At 71.0% G+C, this 15,531-nt stretch carries 13 protein-coding genes and 1 pseudogene; 6 read left to right on the plus strand and 8 right to left on the minus strand.

Annotated elements, in window-relative coordinates; all coding sequences use genetic code 11:
- Nucleotides 1-755, minus strand: a pseudogene (locus ABT070_RS35400) (Fe-S oxidoreductase); the annotation flags it as partial.
- Nucleotides 756-1,061: 306 nt separating this feature from the next.
- On the opposite strand from ABT070_RS35400, the gene ABT070_RS35405 reads away from it, so the two are divergent.
- The 5 genes from ABT070_RS35405 to ABT070_RS35425 all read left to right on the plus strand — a co-directional run bounded on the left by ABT070_RS35405 (nt 1,062) and on the right by ABT070_RS35425 (nt 6,536).
- A complete protein-coding gene (locus tag ABT070_RS35405; RefSeq protein ID WP_351766848.1) occupies nt 1,062-2,276 on the plus strand; it encodes an MraY family glycosyltransferase in 1,215 nt (404 codons plus the stop codon).
- 95 nt (nt 2,277-2,371) lie between these two features.
- Complete coding sequence (gene dnaK, locus ABT070_RS35410; RefSeq protein WP_171398464.1) at nt 2,372-4,210, plus strand: molecular chaperone DnaK; 1,839 nt, start codon at nt 2,372-2,374, stop codon at nt 4,208-4,210.
- Nucleotides 4,207-4,863 (plus strand): nucleotide exchange factor GrpE, encoded by a 657-nt coding sequence (grpE, locus tag ABT070_RS35415; RefSeq protein WP_351766849.1) that lies wholly within the window; start codon nt 4,207-4,209, stop codon nt 4,861-4,863. The genes dnaK and grpE overlap by 4 nt, the downstream gene beginning before the upstream one ends.
- Nucleotides 4,864-4,902: 39 nt before the next feature.
- Complete coding sequence (dnaJ, locus tag ABT070_RS35420; protein WP_351766851.1) at nt 4,903-6,078, plus strand: molecular chaperone DnaJ; 1,176 nt, start codon at nt 4,903-4,905, stop codon at nt 6,076-6,078.
- Nucleotides 6,079-6,083: 5 nt separating this feature from the next.
- A complete protein-coding gene (locus ABT070_RS35425; RefSeq protein WP_351766853.1) occupies nt 6,084-6,536 on the plus strand; it encodes a heat shock protein transcriptional repressor HspR in 453 nt (150 codons plus the stop codon).
- 112 nt (nt 6,537-6,648) lie between these two features.
- Here ABT070_RS35425 and ABT070_RS35430 read toward each other — a convergent pair whose 3' ends face one another.
- Complete coding sequence (locus tag ABT070_RS35430; RefSeq protein WP_351766854.1) at nt 6,649-9,555, minus strand: hypothetical protein; 2,907 nt, start codon at nt 9,553-9,555, stop codon at nt 6,649-6,651.
- A gap of 136 nt (nt 9,556-9,691) precedes the next feature.
- Between ABT070_RS35430 and ABT070_RS35435 the strand changes: the two genes are divergently transcribed.
- A complete protein-coding gene (locus tag ABT070_RS35435; RefSeq protein WP_351766855.1) occupies nt 9,692-10,264 on the plus strand; it encodes a hypothetical protein in 573 nt (190 codons plus the stop codon).
- Between the two features lie 22 nt (nt 10,265-10,286).
- On the opposite strand, the gene ABT070_RS35440 is transcribed toward ABT070_RS35435, so the two are convergent.
- From ABT070_RS35440 to ABT070_RS35465, 6 genes are all read right to left on the minus strand, one after another.
- Entirely contained in the window at nt 10,287-10,544 is a 258-nt protein-coding gene (locus tag ABT070_RS35440; RefSeq protein ID WP_020129155.1) for a hypothetical protein, read from the minus strand.
- Between the two features lie 45 nt (nt 10,545-10,589).
- Nucleotides 10,590-12,086, minus strand: coding sequence for a WhiB family transcriptional regulator (locus ABT070_RS35445; RefSeq protein WP_351766857.1), 1,497 nt, complete (start codon nt 12,084-12,086; stop codon nt 10,590-10,592).
- Between the two features lie 133 nt (nt 12,087-12,219).
- Nucleotides 12,220-12,972, minus strand: a complete 753-nt coding sequence (locus ABT070_RS35450; RefSeq protein ID WP_351766858.1) for a hypothetical protein — start codon at nt 12,970-12,972, stop codon at nt 12,220-12,222.
- A gap of 7 nt (nt 12,973-12,979) precedes the next feature.
- The gene (locus ABT070_RS35455) at nt 12,980-14,233 is read right to left on the minus strand and encodes a hypothetical protein (RefSeq protein WP_351766860.1); all 1,254 of its coding nucleotides are present in this window, start codon (nt 14,231-14,233) and stop codon (nt 12,980-12,982) included.
- The gene (locus tag ABT070_RS35460) at nt 14,230-14,838 is read right to left on the minus strand and encodes a hypothetical protein (protein WP_351766861.1); all 609 of its coding nucleotides are present in this window, start codon (nt 14,836-14,838) and stop codon (nt 14,230-14,232) included. The genes ABT070_RS35455 and ABT070_RS35460 overlap by 4 nt, the downstream gene beginning before the upstream one ends.
- A 37-nt stretch (nt 14,839-14,875) precedes the next feature.
- On the minus strand, nt 14,876-15,505 hold the full coding sequence (locus ABT070_RS35465; protein WP_351766863.1) for a hypothetical protein: 630 nt from the start codon (nt 15,503-15,505) through the stop codon (nt 14,876-14,878).
- Nucleotides 15,506-15,531: the final 26 nt, after the last annotated feature.

The following is a 15,531-nucleotide window of genomic DNA, read 5'->3' on the forward strand; positions in this document are numbered from 1 at the left end:
TCGCGCTTGAACCAGATGTTCGGGAACGCCAGGAAACGGTGCCACGCCACACCCATGTTGGTGTTGAGCGAGACCACGATCATCCAGATGAACGACGTCCCGATCTTGATCATCGCGACGAGGTAGACCAGGTTCTGGAGCGTGGTGACGCCCAGTCCCTTGAAGGCCAGGACGAGCGGGTACGAGGCGAAGTAGCCGGCCTCGTAGTGCTCCACGTGGTGCAGTGCACCCTCCAGGCCGCGCAGCACGTAGATGGCGAGGCCGATGGTGAGGATGACGTACTCGACGAAATAGGCCTGACCGGACTTGGAGCCGGCGAAGCGGGACTTGCGGCCCGCGCGTGAGGGCAGGTTCAGCAGGCGGATCGCCATGAGGACGACGATGCCCAGGATCGTCATCACGCCGATGAACTCGATGTAGAGCTCGAACGGCAGGAAGTCGCCGATGACCGGCAGCACCCAGTCGGCCTCGAAGAGCTGGCCGAAGGCCTGGGCGAGGGTCGGCGGCAGCGTCAGGAAGCCGATCGCCACGAACCAGTGGGCGAAGCCCACGATGCCCCAGCGGTTCATCCGCGTGTGGCCGAGAAACTCCCGTGCCAGCGTCACGCTGCGCGCGTAGGGATTGTCTGTCCGGGTTCCGGCGGGGAGCGGCTGGCCCAGCTTGAAGTACCGGACGAACTGGCCGATGGCACGTGCGATCAGGGCGACGCCGACCACGGTCAGAAGCAGCGACACGATGATCGCGGCGAGTTGCATTTGGGGGCTCCTCGGGCCTGCGAGGGAAATTACTAAGCGGTAACTTATGCAGTCCGTTTGAGACTACCCCGTATTCTCCGTCGCACTGTAGCGGGGTGCGGAGTGATCTCAGTCGCTGAGGGTTGCCTCAGAATCCGGTCGGGTTGAGGTCGAGTTCGGGTCGGGTTCGGGTCGGGTTCGGGTCCGGTTCGGGTGGGTATCGGGTCGGCTCCGGGTGGAGGGAAGGTCGGGTTCCGGTGGGGATCCGGTCGCGAATCGGCCGTGTTATTCGTACCAAATTGGTACATATGTGACTAATTTATATCCGTGCTCTACGGGATCGTCGCAGCCATCACCGCCCTGTTCCTCGCCGCCGTCCTCGCCGCGCTGCTGCGCGTGCCCGCCCTGCGCCTGGGGTTGCTCGACCGGCGGCAGCGGCAGCGGCGGGTGCCTCTGTTCGGGGGTGCCGCCGTGGTGCTCGCCACCTGTCTCGTCGCGGTCGCCGGGGACTGGACGGGCATCGCCCCGCTCGGCGACGGCATCGAGGTGCTGCTCGTCGCGGGAGGCGCCGTCGCCGCGCTCGGACTGGTCGCGGACGTGTGGCGGCTCAACGCGCGGTTCCTGGTGGTCGGTACGGCGGTCGCGGCCGCCTTCGTGGTGCCGTACGGCGACACCGGGGCGGCGGCCGGAGTGGCGGGCGTCGGCTGGATCACCTTCGTCGCCCTCGCCTTCCGGTCGCTCGACCACGCCGACGGAGTGGCCGGAACCGTCGGGGTCGTCACCGCCTTCGGAGTGGCCGCCTGCGCCGCGGCCGAGGTCATGGACGGGCTGGCCGTGCTGCTCAGCGTGTTCGCCGCCGCGCTGACCGGGTTCCTGATGCACAACTGGCCTCCCGCGCGTGTCGCCCTCGGGGCGTGCGGGTCGCTCTTCGCGGGCTTCCTCCTCGCGGCGGCCGCCGTGATCGCCCGCGCGGGGCACGATCCGGTCGCCGGCGCGGGGGTGCTGTTCGCGCTCACCGCGGTCGCCGTGGCCGACGCCGTCCTGGTCGTGCTGTCCCGGCGGCTGGCCCGGCGGCCGTTGCTGCGTGGCGCGTCCGACCACCTCGCCCACCGGCTGCGGCGGCTGGGGCTCACCGCGCAGGGGGTGACCGTGCTGCTCGGGGTGGCGGCCTTCGCCGCGGTGCTCGTCGGGGTGCTGGTGCACGCCGGGTCGGTCGGCGCGCAGGCGGTGTCGTGGGTGGCCGGCGGGGCACTCGTCTTCGTGCTCGGGATGCTGCGGGTCGCGGTGTACGGGCCGCCACGCGCGCGTGGCCGTCGTCCCCGGCGGTCCGGCCGGGCCGGGCGCGCGGGCCGTTCCGCCTCACGCCCCGCGCCCCGCCCCGCACCCCGTCCGGCGTCGCGACCCGGGTCGGGTTCGGCGTCGGTGTACGCGCCCCGGCGTCAATCCGAGGACCCGGCGGACCACCCGGAACCTGGTGTGAGGCGCACCGGGCGATCTGTATCGCCGCAGGTCAACGCTTCCTTGCGTGTAAGGAACGGATAAGAGTTGAGCGGGTGCGACTCAGGTCTGTTGACCCAGAGGGGAGGCTCGTGCACACTTGAGTCCGTTCCACTCAAGTCAGCTGGAGGAAGATCACCATGGCACGTGCGGTCGGCATCGACCTGGGCACAACAAACTCGGTCGTCAGCGTTCTGGAGGGCGGCGAGCCCACCGTCATCACCAACGCCGAGGGTGCCCGGACCACGCCGTCCGTCGTCGCCTTCGCCAAGAACGGTGAAGTGCTCGTCGGCGAGGTGGCCAAGCGCCAGGCAGTCACGAACGTGGACCGGACCATCCGCTCCGTGAAGCGTCACATGGGCACGGACTGGACGATCGAGCTCGACGGGAAGAACTTCAACCCGCAGCAGATGAGCGCGTTCATCCTGCAGAAGCTCAAGCGCGACGCCGAGGCCTACCTGGGCGAGAAGGTGGCCGACGCGGTCATCACCGTCCCGGCGTACTTCAACGACTCCGAGCGTCAGGCGACGAAGGAAGCCGGCGAGATCGCCGGTCTCAACGTCCTTCGTATCGTCAACGAGCCCACCGCGGCCGCGCTCGCGTACGGCCTCGACAAGGACGACCAGACGATCCTCGTCTTCGACCTCGGCGGCGGCACGTTCGACGTGTCCCTCCTGGAGATCGGTGACGGCGTCGTCGAGGTGAAGGCCACCAACGGCGACAACCACCTCGGTGGTGACGACTGGGACCAGCGTGTCGTCGACTACCTGGTGCAGCAGTTCAAGGCCGGCCACGGTGTGGACCTCGCCAAGGACAAGATGGCGCTCCAGCGTCTGCGCGAGGCCGCCGAGAAGGCGAAGATCGAGCTGTCCTCGTCCACCGAGACCTCGATCAACCTGCCCTACATCACGGCGTCCGCCGAGGGCCCGCTGCACCTGGACGAGAAGCTCACGCGCGCCCAGTTCCAGCAGCTGACGGCCGATCTGCTGGAGCGTTGCAAGACGCCGTTCCACAACGTCATCAAGGACGCCGGCATCAACCTCTCCGAGATCGACCACGTCGTTCTCGTCGGCGGTTCGACCCGGATGCCCGCCGTCGCCGAGCTCGTCAGGGAGCTGACCGGCGGTCAGGACGCCAACAAGGGCGTCAACCCGGACGAGGTCGTCGCCATCGGCGCCGCGCTCCAGGCCGGTGTCCTCAAGGGTGAGGTCAAGGACGTCCTGCTCCTCGACGTGACCCCGCTGTCCCTCGGTATCGAGACCAAGGGCGGCATCATGACCAAGCTGATCGAGCGCAACACGACGATCCCGACGAAGCGTTCGGAGATCTTCACGACGGCCGAGGACAACCAGCCGTCGGTGCAGATCCAGGTCTACCAGGGCGAGCGCGAGATCGCGGCCTACAACAAGAAGCTCGGCATGTTCGAGCTGACCGGTCTGCCGCCGGCGCCGCGTGGCGTCCCGCAGATCGAGGTCGCCTTCGACATCGACGCCAACGGCATCATGCACGTCACGGCCAAGGACCTCGGCACGGGCAAGGAGCAGAAGATGACCGTCACCGGCGGCTCCTCGCTGCCGAAGGACGAGGTCGACCGCATGCGCCAGGAGGCCGAGCAGTACGCGGACGAGGACCACCGCCGCCGCGAGGCCGCCGAGTCCCGCAACCAGGGCGAGCAGCTCGTCTACCAGACGGAGAAGTTCCTCAAGGACAACGAGGACAAGGTCCCGGGCGAGGTCAAGACCGAGGTCGAGGCCGCCGTCGAGGAGCTGAAGGCCGCGCTCAAGGGCGAGGACACCGCCGAGATCCGCACGGCCACCGAGAAGGTCGCCGCGGTCTCGCAGAAGGTCGGCCAGGCCATGTACGCCGACGCCCAGGCCGGCCAGGGCGCGGACGCCCCCAAGGCCGACGCCCCGAAGGCGGACGACGACGTCGTGGACGCCGAGATCGTGGACGACGAGCGCAAGGACGGTGCCGCGTGACGGAGGAGACCCCGGGCTTCGAGGAGAAGCCCGACGTCCCCTCCGGCGCCACCCCTGAAGACGCCGAGCCGAAGGCCGCTCCCTCCCCCGCCTCGGCGGCGGGTGCGGCCCCGGCCGGGGACACGAACCAGACAGCCGGTCTGGTGGCCCAGCTGGACCAGGTGCGCACCGCTCTGGGCGAGCGCACCGCCGACCTCCAGCGCCTCCAGGCCGAGTACCAGAACTACCGCCGCCGGGTCGAGCGCGACCGGATCGCGGTCAAGGAGATCGCCATCGCGAACCTCCTGACCGAACTCCTGCCCGTGCTCGACGACATCGGCCGCGCGCGGGAACACGGCGAGTTCGTCGGCGGCTTCAAGTCGGTGGGCGAATCGCTGGAGACCGTCGCGGCCAAGATGGGCCTCCAGCAGTTCGGCAAGGAGGGCGAGCCCTTCGACCCGACGATCCACGAAGCCCTGATGCACAGCTACGCGCCCGACGTCACCGAGACGACGTGCGTGGCGATCCTTCAGCCCGGGTATCGGATCGGCGAGCGCACCATCCGCCCCGCGCGGGTGGCCGTCGCCGAACCGCAGCCCGGTGCACAGGCGGCCAAGGCCGACGAGGCCGAGGCGGCCGACGACAAGGAGAGCGGTGGCCCGGACGAGGGCTGAGCTCGATCGGATGAGCGGGTGGGAGGAGGGACGTCGAGGATGAGCACCAAGGACTTCGTCGAGAAGGACTTCTACAAGGTCCTCGGCGTCCCCAAGGACGCCACCGAGGCCGAGATCAAGAAGGCGTACCGGAAGCTCGCCCGCGAGTTCCACCCCGACGCCAACAAGGGCAACGCCAAGGCGGAGGAGCGCTTCAAGGAGATCTCCGAGGCGAACGACATCCTCGGTGACCCCAAGAAGCGCAAGGAGTACGACGAGGCGCGCGCCCTCTTCGGCAACGGCGGCTTCCGCCCCGGCCCGGGGGCGGGCGGCAACTTCAACTTCGACCTGGGCGACCTCTTCGGAGGCGGCGCCCAGGGCGGCGGTGCCCAGGGCGGCTTCGGCGGCGGCATCGGGGACGTGTTCGGCGGCCTGTTCAACCGCGGCGGCCCCGGCACGACCCGAACCCAGCCCCGGCGCGGCCAGGACATCGACACCGAGGTCACCCTGACCTTCACGGAGGCGATCGAGGGCGCGACGGTCCCGCTGCGCATGTCCTCGCAGGCCCCCTGCAAGGCGTGCTCGGGGACGGGCGACAAGAACGGCACCCCGCGCGTGTGCCCGACCTGCGTGGGCACGGGCCAGGTGGCGAGGGGCTCGGGAGGCGGTTTCTCCCTGACCGACCCCTGCCCCGACTGCAAGGGCCGCGGCCTGATCGCCGAGCATCCCTGCCTGGACTGCAAGGGCAGCGGTCGCGCGAAGTCGTCGAGGACCATGCAGGTCCGCATCCCCGCGGGGGTGACGGACGGTCAGCGCATCAGGCTGCGCGGCAAGGGCGCCCCGGGCGAGCGTGGCGGCCCGGCGGGCGACCTGTACGTCGTCGTCCATGTCGGCGCCCACCCGGTGTTCGGCCGCAAGGAGGACAACCTCACGGTGACCGTGCCGGTGACGTTCACCGAGGCGGCACTCGGCGGCGAGATCAGGGTGCCGACGCTCGGCGGACCGTCCCTGACCTTGAAGCTTCCGCCCGGCACGCCCAACGGCCGCACCATGCGGGCGCGGGGCAAGGGCGCGGTCCGTAAGGACGGCACCCGCGGAGACCTGTTGGTCACCGTCGAGGTGAGTGTTCCGAAGGACTTGTCGGGGAAGGCTCGTGAAGCGCTGGAGGCGTATCGCGAGGCGACCGCGGACGAGGACCCGCGGGCGGAGCTGTTCGAGGCCGCGAAGGGAGCATGAGAGTGATGGAGGGTCGTCGGCGTAACCCGTATGAACTGACCCAGGAGACTCCGGTCTACGTCATCTCGGTGGCGGCCCAGCTCTCGGGCCTGCATCCGCAGACGCTGCGCCAGTACGACCGCCTGGGTCTCGTCTCCCCCGACCGCACCGCCGGCCGGGGGCGCCGCTACTCGGCCCGCGACATCGAGCTGCTGCGCACGGTGCAGGCCCTGTCCCAGGACGAGGGCATCAACCTGGCCGGCATCAAGCGGATCATCGAACTGGAGAACCAGGTGGCCGCGCTCCAGGCGAGGGCCGCGGAGCTGGAGGCCGCGCTGGACGGCGCCGCCACGGCCATGCAGCAGCGGGAGGCGGCGGTGCACGCCTCCTACCGGCGGGACCTGGTGCCGTACCAGGAGGTGCAGCAGACCAGCGCGCTGGTGGTCTGGCGGCCGAAGCGGCAGCAGTCGACGGACTGACGTCCGGCGGCAGGTATACGGAAAGAGGGGCCCGGAGATTCGTCTCCGGGTCCCTCTTTCCGTATGTCTTCGTCGCGGGGCTGTTCAGCCGCCGTCTTGTACGCAGGGCTCTTCAGTCGCCCATGTCGACGCCCGGCTCAGGTCGCTCCTGGCCCGGCGGCTGTTGCCGGGGCGGCTGCTGGGCGGGACCGGCTGGCCGGTCGGCCCCGCCCCGAGGCAGACCCATCTGCCAGAGATGCGATCCGGAGACACCGGGGGCGGGGGAGGGGGCGGGGGCGGGGGAGGAGGCGGGAGATGGTGCCGGTTCGGGTGCCGGTTCCGGTTCGGGTGCCGTTGCCGGGGCCGGAATCGGGGACTGGGCCGGTGCGGGGGCTGGCGCCGGTGCCGGTGTCTGTGCCGGAGCCGAGGTCTGGGCCGGGGCTGGGGCTGGTGCAGGCGTCTGTGCCGGAGTCGCGGGCTGGGGCTGGGCCGGTGCTGCGGGCTGAGGGTGGGCTGGGGTTGGGCCGGGGGTGGTGGGGGGCTTCGGGGTCTGTTCGGTCCTCGAGTCCTGTTCCGCCTTCGGCTCGGACTTCTCCTGGGGCAGGGTGGGGTTCTGGGGGCTCGCGGCCGGCGGCTTCGTGCCCTCGCCCAGTTCCGGGCGCTGCCAGCGCTCCGGGACCGTCGACAGCCGTCGTACGGCTTCGGGGTCGCCCGCCTCCGCCGCCGCGACGGCGCGAGCGCGCAGGGCGCTCTGGCGGGCGATGGGGGAGAAACCGGGGGCCGCGTTGCCGGTCTCGGACGGCAGACCGCGGATGCCCATGCCGTTCAGCGCGGCCTGGACTCCCGTCTCCGGGGCGAAGATCTCGCGCGGCAGCTGCCAGGAGGCCGCGCCGTCCACGTCGACGCGGTGTTCCTTCCCGTCCACGGCGAAGGTGAGCCCGTAGCCGATGTACTGGTCGTCCCTGTCGAACAACAGGTCCCCGGAGATCTCCCCGCCCCGGTCGCGCACCTCGTCGGCGAGCACCTGGAGGGCGGGCGGGAGGGGGTTGGTGCGGCCGAGACTGGAGACGTAGCCGCCGGCCCGGGCGGTCCTCCGTTCCCCGGTGGCCTCGATCACGTACTCCGCCTGGAACCAGGTCTCCCCGTTCTCGTGCCGGTAGGTCTCGACCGCGCCCACCTCCGCCCGGCCGATCGTCAGCCGCGGGTTCTCGCCCGCGCCGTACCGGCTGAGCATCTCCGGGTACTGGACCTGGTGCCGGAGCGCGGCGGGCGGAGGCGAGCCGACGATCGTGACGTGGGCGTCGGGGTTCTCCCGCAGGATGATCTCCGCGTTGGCGACCCCGGTGCCGCCGGACCCCGCGATGATCCAGTGCTGGGCCGCGTGCGGGTCGAAACGGTTCTCGGCGACCTCGTCGCCCAGCAGCGCCCGGCCCTCGGCGGCCTCCCGCGCCGCCTCCCACTTCTCCGTCGACTCGAGGGCGGTGAAGCAGTTCTTCATGCGCGCGGCGGCATCGCCCTCCAGATCCGCGGAGAGAGCGTCCTTCAGCATCGAGGAGTCCAGGGCCTCCAGCACGGTACGGGCGTCCGCGCCGCCCCGCTCGGCCTGGGCGAGCCAGGCGCGCACCTCGGCCGCGTGGGTCGTTCCCCGGCTCTCCAGCTCCCGCAGCCGCTCACTGATCAGCCGTACGGCCTCGCTCCGGCTCTCCACCCCGGTCGTGCCGCGTGGCATGCCCGGCACGACGTCCGGCGTGAGGCCGGTCGCGACGCTCGGCGTCCCGTCGCACGCCACCCACAGCGGGGTCCCGCTCTCCTTGCCGTCCGGCCCCAACCCGCGCACCTCGGCGAGGAGTTCGCCCTCCCGGCCCAGGCGCAGACGGGCGTGGCCGTTCACCACGTCGCCCTGGGTGGCGAGCTGGTCCTCCCAGACCCGTACCGCGTGGATGGACACCCGGTGCCGGGGGTCCTCCACCGCCGAGTACGGGTCGACGCCCATCCACTGCGCGAGGTCGCGGTCCTGGTCCGCCGACTGCACGATCCCGTTCCCGGGGTCCAGGTGCCAACGGCCCGCCCCGTCCACCAGCAGCGCCTCCGGGTCCCGCCCGGTGAGGCTCGCGCCACCGCCGATCACGACTTTGCGCAGCGGGAGCTGCCCTTCGGCGAGCTGCCCCTCCAGCGTCTGCACGGTGCGCTCGCTGACCTGCGCGCGGTACTCCGCCCACCGCTCGGCGGCGGGTTGCAGCTCGTCGCGGGGGAGCGGCAGCCCGTCCTGGTCGTAGCCCGGCATGGGCATGGTGACGTCCCGCCGCCCGATGAACGCCTCGACCTGGCGTTCCGCGCGCAGGGCGGCGTCGCGGGAGGCCTGGAGGGCGGTGGCGTCGGCGGGGGAGAGGCTCTCCAGGGGGTGGGCGAGGGCGTCGAGGAGACTCACGGAGTCGGTGGAGAGGGAGCCGAACGCCACTCGGTACCGGACGCGGGCCGCCCTCTCCTGGGGGCGGAACGCCTCCTCGTCGCTCATGGCGGCGGTCGGCCGGATGCCGTACGGATCCAGCAGCGCGGAGAACTCCGCACGCGCCTCCGTCCGCTGCTGAGCGGAGAGATCGGGGGCCGCACTGCGTGCGGCGAGCCAGTTGAGCTCGCCTATGCGGCCCCTGTCCCCCGCGGACAGCTCCTGTTCTGCCGGGAGTTGGGCTCCCTCGCGCAGAAGGTCTTCCCGCACGGGCGCCAGACCCGCGGCGGCGCGTTCGCGCACGGCCATGAGCTCACCGAGTTCGTGAGCGAGTACCCGGTCCAGCATCTCGGTCGGAAGGCGGTCGGAGACGCGGACCACGTAGTTCTGCGATGTGGTGTTCGTCGCCGTGTCGGCGATGGTCCCCGTCACCAGGGGAACGGCGTCCACCCAGACCGTCGCGGGCTCTCCCGGGCCGTCCCGCAGTACGAAGAACTGACGTCCGTCCCTGGTGCGATCCGCGTCGAGGGACTCCAGCCCGTCTCCGAGGACAGCGGCGGCCACCGCGGCCATGCCGCGCCTCGCGGCCGACACGAGTGCATCCTGGTGCGCGTGTGGGTACTGCGGCAGTGTGCCCATCGTCATCCGGGGATTGGCCCAACTGTCCATGTGATGCCCCTCCCCGGGCCCGCAACCTGTTCAAATCGCACAACAGCCCTAGGATCATGTCATGTTGAAAGCCCGTTCCTCGTTGGAAGCGCACCTGTACATGGACTTGCACCCGTGCGAGTGCGGGAGTCCCGACTTCGACCGCCGGCACCGGCTGGAGCAGCGCGGTGACGACATCGTCGCCGTGTACGAGGGCGCCTGCCGGGAATGCGGCCGCAACCGGAATTTCACTTTCCTGATGGCGGACGAGATCCCCCCGCCGCCGCCCGCCTTCGGTGGCCCGGCGCAGTCCGAGATCATCGATCCCGGTGAGTTCGCGACGGTCGCGTCCGATGTCTCCGCCCGTGCCGGACTCGAACTGCTCAACTCACCCGAGTCCGAGCACCGCAAGCACCGCGGGGCGATGGCTTACGCGGTCGCAGCCGTCGAGGAGATCCTGAAGTTCATTCCTCCGGGCCAGGACGCGGTGCCCGCATCGGCTTTCACCTCCGAAGTGGGCAGGGCCCGCTACGAGAAGGATCCGGGGAAGTTCCGCCGCGACATCCTGGAGATCGAGCTCCGCCTCACGCGACAGATCCTCGCCGACATCGACACCGTCAGCCCCCCGCCCGGGGCGACCGGCCCCCGGGCCTGAGGTCCGGCCCGGCGGCGGTCGCTCAGCCCAGCTGTTCCGTCGTGCCGTCCGGGTGGATCAGGAGGCGGATCGCGCCGCCGTAGCGGTTGTCGGTGATGGTGGCCGGGGTGGGGGCGCCGAGCTGCTGGGCGCGTTGCTGGAGGATCGCCAGGACCACGTCCTGGATGTCGCCGTAGGGCGGGGCGGTGACCGGGACGCCGTCGATCAGGCCGGCGTTGGGGGAGAAGACGTGCACCTGGGCGTCCGCCGTGGCGGGGGGTGGCGGCGTCGGTTCGGTCATCGGGGGTCTGGGTTCCTTCCGGCTCGGTTCCGGATCAGTTCCGGCTCAGGCGCTCTTCGCCTCGTCCTGTTCGGGGACGGCGGCCACGGTGACGTCCGGGGCGACGTCGACGGTGCGAGCGTACGTGCCCCGGGCGAGGCGTTGAAGGCGGCCCGACTTGACGAGGGCGGACAGCACGTTGCTGATCGTCTTGGAGGGATCGCCGTAGACGCCGGGCGGGAGGGCGCGCAGGACGTCACGGGCGGAGAACGGGCCGGGGAAGGTCGACACGGCCGTTTCCACGGCCGCCCGGATGCTGGGAGCGCCGGAGGGCACGAGGGTGGCGGCCTGGCCCGTGCCGTTGGACGTCCTGCCGTTCGGGGCCGGATGCGGGAGGCAGGCGCGGATGCCTTGCAGCGCGGTGCGGATCGGTTCCAGAGGGATCTCGTCGCCGTCCGAGGCCCCGGTCGCGGCCAGCATGGTCGCCACCTTCTCTATGTTGGCGAGCGAGGAGGCCAGTTCGCGCAGCAGCGGCTCCAGGAAGTCGCGGCGCAGGGCCGCCACCGGGTCGGTGGTGGCGAGTTCCACGGAGACCGAGCCGGTGAGGGCGCGGAGCGGACCGGCGGCGTCCGGGGCGGTCTCGGCGGAGTCGCAGGAGCCCCGGCCGTCCTCGGGAGCCAGTGCCTCGACGGCCTTCCGCGCGGCGCGGACGGTGTCCGGCATCTCCGGCGCGATCTCGCCGCCGGGCACGCTCGCCAGCATCGTGACCAGCTGGTCCAGGCTGGTGAGCGTGGGCAGCGCGGAGCGGATCAGAGGGGCCAGCAGAGCTTGTCGTACGGCCTGGGCGGGATCCTCGTAGGAGAAGGCGATCCGCTGCCCGGACTCGGCCGCTGCCATGTCCTCGCTCCTGCTTTCCGGGTGGGTGTGTCTTGGATCGGGACCGTTGCCGTGCGCCTGCTGTGGGGTGGTGTGCTCGTGCAACTGCCGCGGGATGCCGGGCAACTCGCGCTGCAGCCTGGCCAGTTGGTCCTGACGCGCGTCGAACGCGTCGAGTATTCGCTCCACGGTGGGCTGACCGCGCTCGGTGTCGTGCCGGGCGGCCGCGTCGGTGCTGAGGGAGCGCAGACGCAGCAGGCGGCGGGACGTTTCGCCGGAGCTGTAGCCGGGGCCCGCGCCGGGGCCGTCCACCGTGTGGGTGGGCAGGTCGCCGCTCGCGTCGCCGACGCCGAGGGCGCGGCGGATCCAGCGGCGGTCGTCCAGAGTGGTCGCGGCCGCGTAGCCGTAGGGCTCGGCGTGGGCGACGGCGTCCTGGAGGCATTCCGCCCACAACGGGCAGGAAGCGCACAGGTCGCGGGCGGTGCGCAGCAGGACGAGGTGCTGGTGGCGCTGTTCGGGCGAGGTGTACGGAATGTCCGTGGGAGCCTCCAGCAGCGGGTGCTGGAAGACGTCCGGTCGGCGCTGGCAGGGCAGAGCGGCGTCGGGAGTGTGGACCCCCGTCCCCGCCCCCGTTCCCCGTACCGGCCCGCGCGCGGGACGCGTGGGCAGCGCCGTATGGCTGGCCATAGGCATGTGTGTTGTCCCCCGTGGTGATACGTGATCGGGGGGGAGCCTAAAGCGTTCTGTCAACCCGGTGCAACGCATCTGCAAAGCATGTGCCGACTTGGCACAGTGACGAGACGAAACGTTCACACGGGCCTCAACTGTCCGCCGGGTCACTGGCTTTGCGCTTCCGCAGGCGGCCAAGTGCCTGGCGGGCCCGGCCTGCAACCGCTTTCGCGCTGCTGCCGCGGATCGCCAGTACGGCGATCACGCCGAGGAAACCGAGCGGTACACCTGCTTCCGGAAGGAACATTCCGACGACGGACGCGATGACGAGGATCACATCCGCGAGGACGACGGTGACGCCCCGTCGGCCCGGGTGTTCCTTCACCATCCAGGCGCCGAGGAGGGCCATGCCGGCGAGGGCCCAGTAGCCGAAGGCGGCAGCGCCGGTGACGGTGGCGCCGGCGTCCTCGCTCGTGCGGGCCGCGTCGCCGACCGCGGAGAAGTAGCCGGTGAAGGCGATGGCGAGGATGCTCACCCCGATCGCCAGGAGCAGCTGGGTACGGCGGCGGAGCAGCCAGAGCGCGAGACCGAGGAGCAGCGCGGTGACGACCGCGACGAAAGCGGAGCCGCTCTGGGAGGCGAGGGTGATCACCGTGTAGAGCGCGGCCACGCCGAAGACGATGCGGGGGAGGAGACGGACGGCCCAGGCGTCGTCCTTCTCCTGGCGGAGGAAGCGGCGCAGGAGCGGGATCGGCGGGGTGGTGGGTGCCGGGGACACGGGCGTGTCCGGCCGGTCGGCGGTGCGCGTGGTCGGCCGGTCGGCAGCGGGCTGCGGGGTGGTGCGGGGGGTGCCTGGAGTACGGGTGGTGCCCGGGGTACGCGGGGTGCCCGGCGTGCGGCTCATGGGCCGGTCACACTCCCATTCCGGTGTCGTTGGACTGCTCAGGGGCAGGAGGCGCCTTCGGGGGAGCCGTCGGGGTGTCGGTCCTGTTCGGGGCGACGACCGACTTCGCCTGCGCGTCGACGCCGGGGAGGAAGCTGTGGGCGTCGGCGGTGACCGCTCCCGCTGTCGGAAGGGTGAGTGACCCGAGGGGGGCCGGTCCCGTCCTGGCGTTGACGGTGACGCCCGGGAGGTACTGGCCGTGGGTGCTGACGGCTACGGGCGGTGGACCCGCCGGCGAGTCCGGTTCCTGGTTGCGGAGTTCGGCCGCCCACTGCCGGTCCTCGACGCTGGGCAGCGTGACCTCGTGGTCCGGACGCAGGACCTTGATCTCCTCGATGAGCTTCTCCACGTCGGCCGCGCGAGCGGGGCCGTCCATGGTCGCCACCCGGGCGCACACCTCCAGGACGGCGGCGCGCTGTGCCTCGGGGGTGGAGAGCGCCGCCAACTGCTTCAGATCCAGGTGGCCCGCCTTGGTCAGCGGCGTGCACTTCGCGTCGTTCTCGTCGTACGAGAAGGTGTGAACCTGGGCGCGGACGGCTTGGGAGGAGAGCAACTCCTGTGTCTCCGGGGCGAGATCCGCGTACTTCTGCGCGGGTGCCGGATACATGAACTGGATGATGCCGAGCTTGCCGTCCTGGCGGAGCTGCCGGGACTCCGTCTGATAGGCGACGGTTCCCGGGTTGAGCTCGGCCATGAAGAAGAGGGCCTCGTTCTCCGTCTTCGCGGCGTATTTCTCGGAGAGGGTGCCCCAGGCGTCGTAGGCCAGGGACAGACCCGCCTTCTCATCCAGGTCCAGCGCATCCTGCATTTCCGTGTCCCACAGATGGAGCCGGCCCAGCGCTTCGCCGCCGGGCGTGCCCTCCAAGTACCGCAGGGTGTCCTGCACGATCGAGTTCTGTGCCTCGGTGTACGCAGCCGCCATGTGCATGCTGTACAGCTCTTCCCCGGGCTCCGAATTGATCTGCGGGTGATCCTCCAGCCGGTAGGACCAGAAGGTCGACCTGGTGTCGGGGGAGGGCAGGTCGACGTCCTGAGCGGACGCGAACTCCTTCAGCCGCCGGTGGAGTTGCTCCCTGTATTCCTTCTCCGGGAGGTGATCGATGCCCTCGCGCAGCCCTCTCGCGATCCGCTTGGCCTCGGCCTCGGTCAGCTCGGGCTCGACGGTCCGCTGGCGGTCTCGGGCGTTGTCGAGGACACGGTCCGGGATATGTGCCTGGATCACACGGCCTCCGGCGGATAGCAGGTTGCTTTGATCGATGCGCGTCGGAGCGCACCCGGCGCCCGGACGGATCCTGGCTTGACGGCGAGAACGGTGACGTGGCCCTCCGGCCCTTCCTCCCGCCAGACCGCCATGCGGTAGGGATCCATGTCCTCCAGACGAAGGTCCCTGGGGATGAGCCAGTGCCGGTCGTGCGGCGGTTCCGGGAAGGCGGGGTCGTCCCAGGCGCCCGTGTAGGAAGGGTCACCGAGCACAGTGCGGGCAGCCTCCACATAGGCAGCCCATGTCTCGGCAGCCTGGGTGAGGACCTCGTCGTTCTCGGACGGGTCGTCTGCGGACAGGTGCCAGCTCGTCCAGCTGAGCTGTTTGACCGGAGCCCATCCGGCGGAGCGCACCGGGAAGAGAGCGAAGTCCTGGCCCGTGCCACTGCGCACGGTCAGCACCCGCTCCGCCGATGTCGGCTTCCAGCCGAACAGCGCGCACCAGTCGTCCAGTGCCTGACCGGGGTTCGGCGGGCCCGCCCAGACGGCGGGCCAGTCCACGTGCTCCAGTCCCCTGAGCTCCTCGGCCAGCTGCTCGGGGCTGCGTTCGATCCTTAGGGTCGTCATCGCTTGTCACCTTCCTCGCGTTCCGCACGGCTCCGGTTCATCCGTGCCGCGCCTGCCGACGGGACTCCGCGTGGTCGGGGTCATGGCAGACGAGTTCGATCCTCGCATTGGCCGGTACCGGACCACGTCGTGCCGTCGCACCGAGCGTCGCCCTGAGCTCGAACACCGGTGCCTGCGGCACCCGGAACCGCCACACCGCGAGACGGTGCGGGTCCTGGTATTCCGTGCGCCACCGGGCGTCGGGCCAGGCACCTGGACCCGGCAGTTCCGGGAAGTCCGTGGTGTTCCAGGTGCCGTGCCAGGCCGGGTTTCCCAGCAGGGTGCGCAGGGCGGTCAGGGCGGCGGTCCAGCGGGCCTCCGCCAGGTCGGTGACGAGGGCGTTCTCGTCCGTGTCCCGGGCCCGGGCCGACCACACCGTGTGGTCGATCCGGGTGACCGGGCCGCCGGGGGCGGCGGAGGCGAGATACAGGCGGCCGCCCAGTGCCGTACGGACGCGCAGTCCCGCCTCGGACCACAGCGGGAGCCAGCCGAAGCCGGCGCACCACCTTGCCCGCTTCTCCGCGTCCTGCGGAACCCCCGCCCACACCGTGGGCCAGTCCACCCCGATGAGCCGCTCCAGTTCCGCGACCAGTTGGTCGGGGGTGCGGTCGGCGGTCAGGGCGGGCATCGGATGGCTCCTTGGTGTGGGAGGGG

The organism is Streptomyces sp. NPDC002884, from assembly GCF_040295245.1.
In the GTDB taxonomy this organism is placed as follows: domain Bacteria; phylum Actinomycetota; class Actinomycetes; order Streptomycetales; family Streptomycetaceae; genus Streptomyces.

Bases quoted from the DNA above. Each gene is read 5' to 3' on its own strand.
- ABT070_RS35460 (WP_351766861.1), bottom strand. From the start codon at position 14,838: ATGACGACCCTAAGGATCGAACGCAGCCCCGAGCAGCTGGCCGAGGAG.
- ABT070_RS35435 (WP_351766855.1), top strand. From the start codon at position 9,692: ATGTTGAAAGCCCGTTCCTCGTTGGAAGCGCACCTGTACATGGACTTG.
- dnaJ (WP_351766851.1), top strand. From the start codon at position 4,903: ATGAGCACCAAGGACTTCGTCGAGAAGGACTTCTACAAGGTCCTCGGC.
- ABT070_RS35425 (WP_351766853.1), top strand. From the start codon at position 6,084: ATGGAGGGTCGTCGGCGTAACCCGTATGAACTGACCCAGGAGACTCCG.
- dnaK (WP_171398464.1), top strand. From the start codon at position 2,372: ATGGCACGTGCGGTCGGCATCGACCTGGGCACAACAAACTCGGTCGTC.
- ABT070_RS35445 (WP_351766857.1), bottom strand. From the start codon at position 12,086: ATGGCCAGCCATACGGCGCTGCCCACGCGTCCCGCGCGCGGGCCGGTA.
- ABT070_RS35465 (WP_351766863.1), bottom strand. From the start codon at position 15,505: ATGCCCGCCCTGACCGCCGACCGCACCCCCGACCAACTGGTCGCGGAA.
- ABT070_RS35450 (WP_351766858.1), bottom strand. From the start codon at position 12,972: ATGAGCCGCACGCCGGGCACCCCGCGTACCCCGGGCACCACCCGTACT.
- ABT070_RS35440 (WP_020129155.1), bottom strand. From the start codon at position 10,544: ATGACCGAACCGACGCCGCCACCCCCCGCCACGGCGGACGCCCAGGTG.